The organism is Eubacterium sp. CAG:161 (assembly GCF_000432355.1).
In the GTDB taxonomy this organism is placed as follows: Bacteria; Bacillota; Clostridia; order Lachnospirales; family Lachnospiraceae; genus Eubacterium_G; species Eubacterium_G segne.
Window position 1 is genome coordinate 44,132 of record NZ_HF991835.1, and the last position, 6,479, is coordinate 50,610.

Annotated in this window: 6 protein-coding genes and 2 pseudogenes; 7 read left to right on the plus strand and 1 reads right to left on the minus strand. The window is 35.0% G+C overall.

Annotated elements, in window-relative coordinates; genetic code table 11:
- The 4 genes and pseudogenes from Q5O30_RS00495 to ispE form a co-directional block, all read left to right on the plus strand.
- Positions 1-920: pseudogene (locus tag Q5O30_RS00495) on the plus strand (phospho-sugar mutase); the annotation flags it as partial.
- A gap of 72 nt (positions 921-992) precedes the next feature.
- A complete protein-coding gene (locus Q5O30_RS00500) occupies positions 993-1,409 on the plus strand; it encodes a protease complex subunit PrcB family protein (RefSeq protein WP_021951814.1) in 417 nt (138 codons plus the stop codon).
- 102 nt (positions 1,410-1,511) lie between these two features.
- Entirely contained in the window at positions 1,512-3,038 is a 1,527-nt protein-coding gene (locus tag Q5O30_RS00505; protein ID WP_302674485.1) for an SPOCS domain-containing protein, read from the plus strand.
- 51 nt (positions 3,039-3,089) lie between these two features.
- Entirely contained in the window at positions 3,090-3,959 is an 870-nt protein-coding gene (gene ispE / locus Q5O30_RS00510; RefSeq protein ID WP_021951816.1) for a 4-(cytidine 5'-diphospho)-2-C-methyl-D-erythritol kinase, read from the plus strand.
- Here the strand turns inward: ispE and spoIIR are convergent.
- Positions 3,952-4,560, minus strand: a complete 609-nt coding sequence (gene spoIIR / locus Q5O30_RS00515; RefSeq protein ID WP_021951817.1) for a stage II sporulation protein R — start codon at positions 4,558-4,560, stop codon at positions 3,952-3,954. The genes ispE and spoIIR overlap by 8 nt on opposite strands.
- A gap of 221 nt (positions 4,561-4,781) precedes the next feature.
- On the opposite strand from spoIIR, the gene murI reads away from it, so the two are divergent.
- The 3 genes and pseudogenes from murI to Q5O30_RS00530 form a co-directional block, all read left to right on the plus strand.
- Positions 4,782-5,600, plus strand: a complete 819-nt coding sequence (gene murI, locus Q5O30_RS00520; protein WP_021951818.1) for a glutamate racemase — start codon at positions 4,782-4,784, stop codon at positions 5,598-5,600.
- Position 5,601: 1 nt separating this feature from the next.
- Complete coding sequence (locus tag Q5O30_RS00525) at positions 5,602-6,024, plus strand: DUF1934 domain-containing protein (RefSeq protein WP_021951819.1); 423 nt, start codon at positions 5,602-5,604, stop codon at positions 6,022-6,024.
- Between the two features lie 253 nt (positions 6,025-6,277).
- Positions 6,278-6,479: pseudogene (locus tag Q5O30_RS00530) on the plus strand (transposase); the annotation flags it as partial.

Consider the following 6,479-nt stretch of genomic DNA (forward strand, 5'->3'; position numbering starts at 1 on the left):
CAGTAAGTTATCCAAATCCTGAATCAAAAGAAGCCTTTGAGTTAGCAGTTAAAATGGGAAATGAAATTAATGCAGATATTTTGTTGGCCACAGACCCTGATGCTGACAGACTTGGTGTATATGTAAGAGATGATAAGACAGGAGAATATCATGTACTTACAGGTAACATGTCAGGATGCTTATTGGCAGAATATGAAATCAGTCAGATGAAAGAAGCAGGACAGCTTCCTGATGATGCAGCATTAATTAAAACTATAGTTACAACAAATCTTGCAAATGATATTGCAAAATATTACAACGTAAGACTTATTGAGGTTCTTACAGGATTTAAATATATTGGAGAACAGATTCTTAACTTTGAAACCACTAAGAAAGGTCATTATGCTTTCGGTTTTGAGGAAAGCTACGGATGTCTTATTGGAACACATGCGAGAGATAAGGATGCAGTAGTAGCTACTATGGCACTTTGCGAGGCTGTAGCTTACTACAAGACAAAGGGAATGTCTCTTTGGGATAAGATGATTGAAATGTACGAGAGATACGGATACTGGAGTGACGGTGTTCAGTCTATTACATTAAAGGGCAAGGAAGGAATTGAAAAGATTAAGAATACAATTGAGAAGCTTCGTGAGAATGTTCCTACAGAAATTGCCGGCTATAAAGTTCTTTCAGCAAGAGACTACAAACTTGACACAGTTAAAAACATGGAAACAGGAGAAGTTACAGGTACAGGACTTCCAAAGTCAAATGTTCTTTACTATGATTTAAGTGACAGTGCATGGGTTTGTGTAAGACCATCAGGTACTGAACCAAAACTTAAATTCTACTATGGAGTTAAGGGTAAGGATTTTGCAGATGCAGAAGCTAAGGATAAGGAACTTGGCGAATACATGATTAATTTAGTAAATTCAATGCTTTAATATTTAAAAACAGGGCATAAATAAAATACACCATAATATATTTTAATAAAGATATATTGTGGTGTATTTTTTATGCTGAAAAATAAAACAGGACTGATTTTAATTCTTATTATATGCATAGTAGTAACGTCTTCATGCGGCATTCAGAAAATAAACAGCAAAAAAATAAAGGATATAGATTTTACTGTAGTGACGGAAGCAGAGGTGCCACAGGAGGTAAAACAAATAATAGAGGAACGTAAGGAAAAGGAGTTTAAGGTAACATATTCAGATGATAAGTACACTTACATTATAATTGGTTATGGAAAACAAAAGTATGAAGGGTACAGCATTACCGTAAAGAAACTATTTGAAAGCTCAAATGCAATTTTTGTTAGAACGGAGTTTTTGGGGCCAAAGAAATACACCAATAACGAAACAAAAACATACCCGGTTATTGTAATTAAAATAAAATACAGTGACAAAAACGTGATATTTACCGACAATTAAAAAGTAGAATAAATATATCAGGTTGTTCATATGTTATAGAAGGTATACAGAATATAGTAAAGTCAGGGGGCAGTTATGGAATTAATAAAAAGCAATATTCATATGAGTAAAATAATAAAAAACGAGGCGAAAACTTTTTATGTAAACCACGAAGAGAGGGTTACAGAGGCATATCCGGAAGTAGGAACCATTATTAATCAAAGTGAGACAGCCACAGTTGATAATGTTTCCGTGAGAAATAATCAGATTGTTATTAATGGAACAATAAATTATCAGATGCTTTACTATGGAGTTGATGATGGCAGGGTAAATGGGTTAGAAGGGGAAATTCCTTTTGAGGAAATTGTAAAAGCCCAGGATATAGATGAAGATGGAAATGCAAATGTAAAACTAATGGTTATGTCATCTTCTGTCAAAATGATTGATAATAGAAGTTACATATATAAAATACAGATAATGGCATATGTTACAGTGGAAAAATTAGAAGATGTGGAGGCAGTGACAGGAGCAGACAGGGAAAACATGATGACTAAATACAGTCATATTGACGGAATATCCATTGTGGCAGACAAATCAGATAATTTAAGAATCCACGAACAACTGTCGGTTCCTTCATCTAAACCACCTATTGAAAGAATACTGTGGAAGGATGTAAGGATAAAAAACATTAATGAAAAAATGACGGATAGTGCCGTACTTGTTACCGGAGAACTGGGGGTATTTTTGCTATATAGTCCGGAGGAAGAAAGTGCTCCAATCCAGTGGATAGATACCACCGTTAACTTTGGTGGAACTTTGGAAATAAATGAAGCGGGAGAAGATTTGATTTCCTACATAACATCAAAGCTTCATAATATTACGGTAGATGCAGAAATGAATCAGGATAATGAAATGCGGGAAATTAACATTAATGCATTGCTGAAAATGAACATTAAGATTTATGAGGAAAAGCCGGTAGATGTGTTAGAGGATGTGTACGCACCGGAAATTAATCTCGTTCCAATAAAAACAGAACAGGTATGTGAAAGACTTCTTGTAAAAAATGCTTCAAGAACGAAAAATGTAGTGAAAATAAAGGTAGACAGCGACAAGGGACATATTTTACAAATATGTGGAAATAGTGCAGACATTAAAATTGAAAATATTGTAGTTAGTGACAATGGCTTAAAGGCTATTGGGAAAATAAAGGCATGGGTTATGTATATATCCTCTGAAGACAGTAATCCAATATGCTGCAAGTCAGCAGAAATGGATTTTGAACACAGAATAGATGCAGAGGGAATAACTAATGGTGATAAATATTATGTAAACTGGTGGACGGAGCAGATAAGTGGCAACATGACAGGCACAGATGAGGTGGAAATAAAGCTCACAGTGGCTATGGAGGTAATGGCCTTTAGGGAGGAGCGAAAAGCTCTTATAACTGAAATAAAAGAAGAATCCATAGATTTGGAAAAGGTAAATGCAGCACCACTTATGAGAGGGTATGTGGTTCAGTCAGGGGATACATTGTGGAAGCTGGCAAAGGAGAATTTCACTACCATTGATAAAATTATGGAGGTAAATGAATTAAAGACTGACCATATCAAAAAGGGTGACAGACTGCTGTTGATTAAATCTTGTCAATAACAGTTAAAAAAAGTATACTTTAAGAGAATATAGTTTTTGGAGGAACGGAAGTTGTCAGATAAGATAGAATTAAAAGCCTATGGAAAGATTAATTTAGGATTAGATGTTATAAGAAAAAGACCTGACGGATATCATGACCTTGACATGATTATGCAGACGGTAAATGTTTACGACGATATTATTATAACTAAAACAGAAAAAAATGGTGAAATAAAGGTAACTACAGATAAAGAGGTTTTGTCAAATGAAAAGGGAAATCTGGCTTATATGGCAGCAAGGATGTTATTTGACGAATTTGGAATCAATGATGGAATTGAAATCAGAATTAACAAAAGAATTCCTATTGCCGGAGGGATGGCAGGAGGGAGCGCAGACTGTGCAGCTACCCTTAAGGGAATTAATGAGATGTTTAAGCTCAATTTAGATGAAAAGGCACTAATGGAAAGAGGAGTAAAGCTCGGGGCAGATGTCCCTTACTGCATAATGGGTGGAACGGCTATTGCCAGAGGTATTGGAGAAATATTAACACCACTGCCGGCACCACCGAAGTGTCATGTTATAATAGCAAAACCTCCGGTTTCCGTATCTACAGCATATGTTTATGGACACATAAAGCCGGATTCAATTGAGAAACGCCCGGATATTGAAAAAATGGCAGATGCCATTAGAAACAAGGATTTGTACGCACTGTCAAAGCTTTTATATAATGTAATGGAGGACGTGACAGTGCCTGAATATCCTGTTATATCTCAAATAAAAGATATAATGATTAATGGAGGTGCCTTAAATTCCATAATGAGTGGAAGCGGTCCTACAGTATTTGGACTTTTTGATAATATTGAAAAGGCAGAAAAGGTTATGGAAAATTTAACGCAGAACAATCTTACGGAACAGCTTTACTTAACGGAATTTATTAATTGATAAAGTTGTTTAAAAAGGTAAGATATTTAAAACGATACTGAACTACGGTGTCATACTCTTTTTCCGTAAGGGATTCCTTAAGCATTTCTTTAGATGAGTTAGGAACTACCCCGGTGGAGGCATCTACGAAGCATAATGGGGGATACAACACGCACCACCAGTTATGCCCTATGCCTTCTCCTATATAAATGGTATATGATGTGTAGCGGCCTTTAGGAAAGGTAACATCACCATAGGTTTTAACAGGAAAATCCTGCATTCCAAAGCTGGAAGATACTGAGTAATCATATCCTGAATTTCGGATAGTCTCAGTTGCCAGCTTTTTTATTTTATTATCGTTTTTTAGTATAAAATCCTTTGTTTCGGAAAGGGTATTTAAGGTTTTTGTATTTTTATATATGTAGTCAACTACTTTTTCTTTTACCTCCATTTTTAGGGCCTGGTCATCTTGGGAATCACTGTTGGCACGGACATGGAAGCGTATGGCACTTTCAGACAGGGCCTTTACCGTAGCAGCAGTTTCAGAACTTTTGTAAAAGTTAAACATTACAATACCTGCAATAAAAATTATAAAACTTAAAAATATTCTTTTATTTCTCATTGTTCAATCTCCTTATAGAATATGTATTGCCCCACCCTTTGGTGGAGGGCTAAGTGTCGGAAACATTTTTTTTAATAAACATAGTTAATTTTTGTCTCTTACTTTAGTGGTTGTATTTAGAGTATTGCCTCTTATAATCTTTTTATACAAATGCTTTTAATTCTATTGAAATAACGGGGGATAAAAGGTAAAATATATCAAAGTATAGGAGGAAATGTATTATGGAATTAATAAATAATAACGCACCTATAGGAGTTTTTGATTCAGGTGTGGGCGGACTTACGGTAGCAAGGGAAATTACAAGACAACTTCCTAATGAAAGCATTGTATATTTTGGAGATACCGCCAGAGTTCCTTATGGAAGTAAATCCAAAAATACAATTATCAGATATTCAAGGCAGATAGTACATTTTCTGAGAACAAAGGATGTAAAGGCAATTGTTGTTGCATGTAATACTGCAAGTGCATTTGCCCTTGATACCATAGAGAAGGAATTAGATATACCTGTTATAGGTGTGGTAAAACCGGGAGCAATTGCTGCCATAGAAACTACCAAAAACAAGCGTATTGGTATTATTGGAACGGAAGGAACCATTAAAAGTAAATTATATACTGAATATATAAGAAGCATTGACCCTGAAATAATTGTTATAGGAAAGGCGTGTCCTTTGTTTTGCCCTTTGGTAGAAGAGGGAATGCTTCATGACGAAGTGACGGATGAGATTGCAAGAAGATATTTAGACGAACTTAAGGAACAAAACATAGACAGTCTTATTTTAGGCTGTACCCATTATCCTCTTTTAAGAAGTACCATAGGAAAAATAATGGGCCCGGATGTTAATTTGGTAAATCCTGCCTATGAGACAGCCATTAGCTTAGGGGAGCTTTTAACCCAGCATGGAATAAGAGCAGATATTAATGCTAACCCTACATGTGACTTTTATGTAAGCGATGCTGCTGACAGGTTTGAAAGTTTTGCAGATTCAATTATGCCTTTTGATGTGGACGAGGCAAATCAGATAAATATAGAGGAATACTAGGATGGTAAATAGCAAGGTAATAGTAAAAGTAAAGGGACTTCAGATAGTGGAAGAAACAGGAGACAGCGTTGAAACCGTAACTCCGGGAAAATATTATACAAGAAATAACAAGCATTATGTAACTTATGAGGACATTGATGATGAAACCGGAGTGAAAACAAAGAATATAATTAAGTTTAACGATTCCTTTGCAGAGGTTAAAAGGTCAGGATTCATGAGTGGAAAAATGATTTTTGAAAAAGGGAAGAACAATCAGGCACTGCACAGCACGCCATATGGTGACTTACTTATGGAGGTTTTGACTAAGGATATTAATGTGGTTGAAGAAAAAGACAAAATTAATTTGAAAATTGCATATGAATTATATGCCAACAACAGTAAAATATCGGACAGTGAAATTGAAATTGATTTAAGCCGGGTGTAGGTGAAATTTACATTTTCCGGTAACTATTCAAAGAAAACACAAAAAATATGTATAATTTAAAAAACGACTTGACAACACAACAAATAATATATACTATAATAAATATAAGATGTAATAAAGATACTGTGATGTGAGGATTGCAAGTGGATTCTAATCCTCACTATTGTATTTTTTTTATATCCGGTGTATACTATAAAGAAATTAAAAAAACTAATAGTATATATCTCGAAATATTAAAAGAAGGGGGTGTTATATGAGAAAAAAGGATATAGCAACCAAGAAGTACATGTCAGATAACGTGAGATTTGCAGATGTGTTTAACTATGCCATATATGGGGGAAGGCAGATTATAAAACATGACATGTTAAAGGAAATCAGTGCAGAAGAACTATTATTAATGGAAGGGGAGAATGGAAAACTAATTACCAGGGACAGAGTAAGGGACTTAGAGAAGA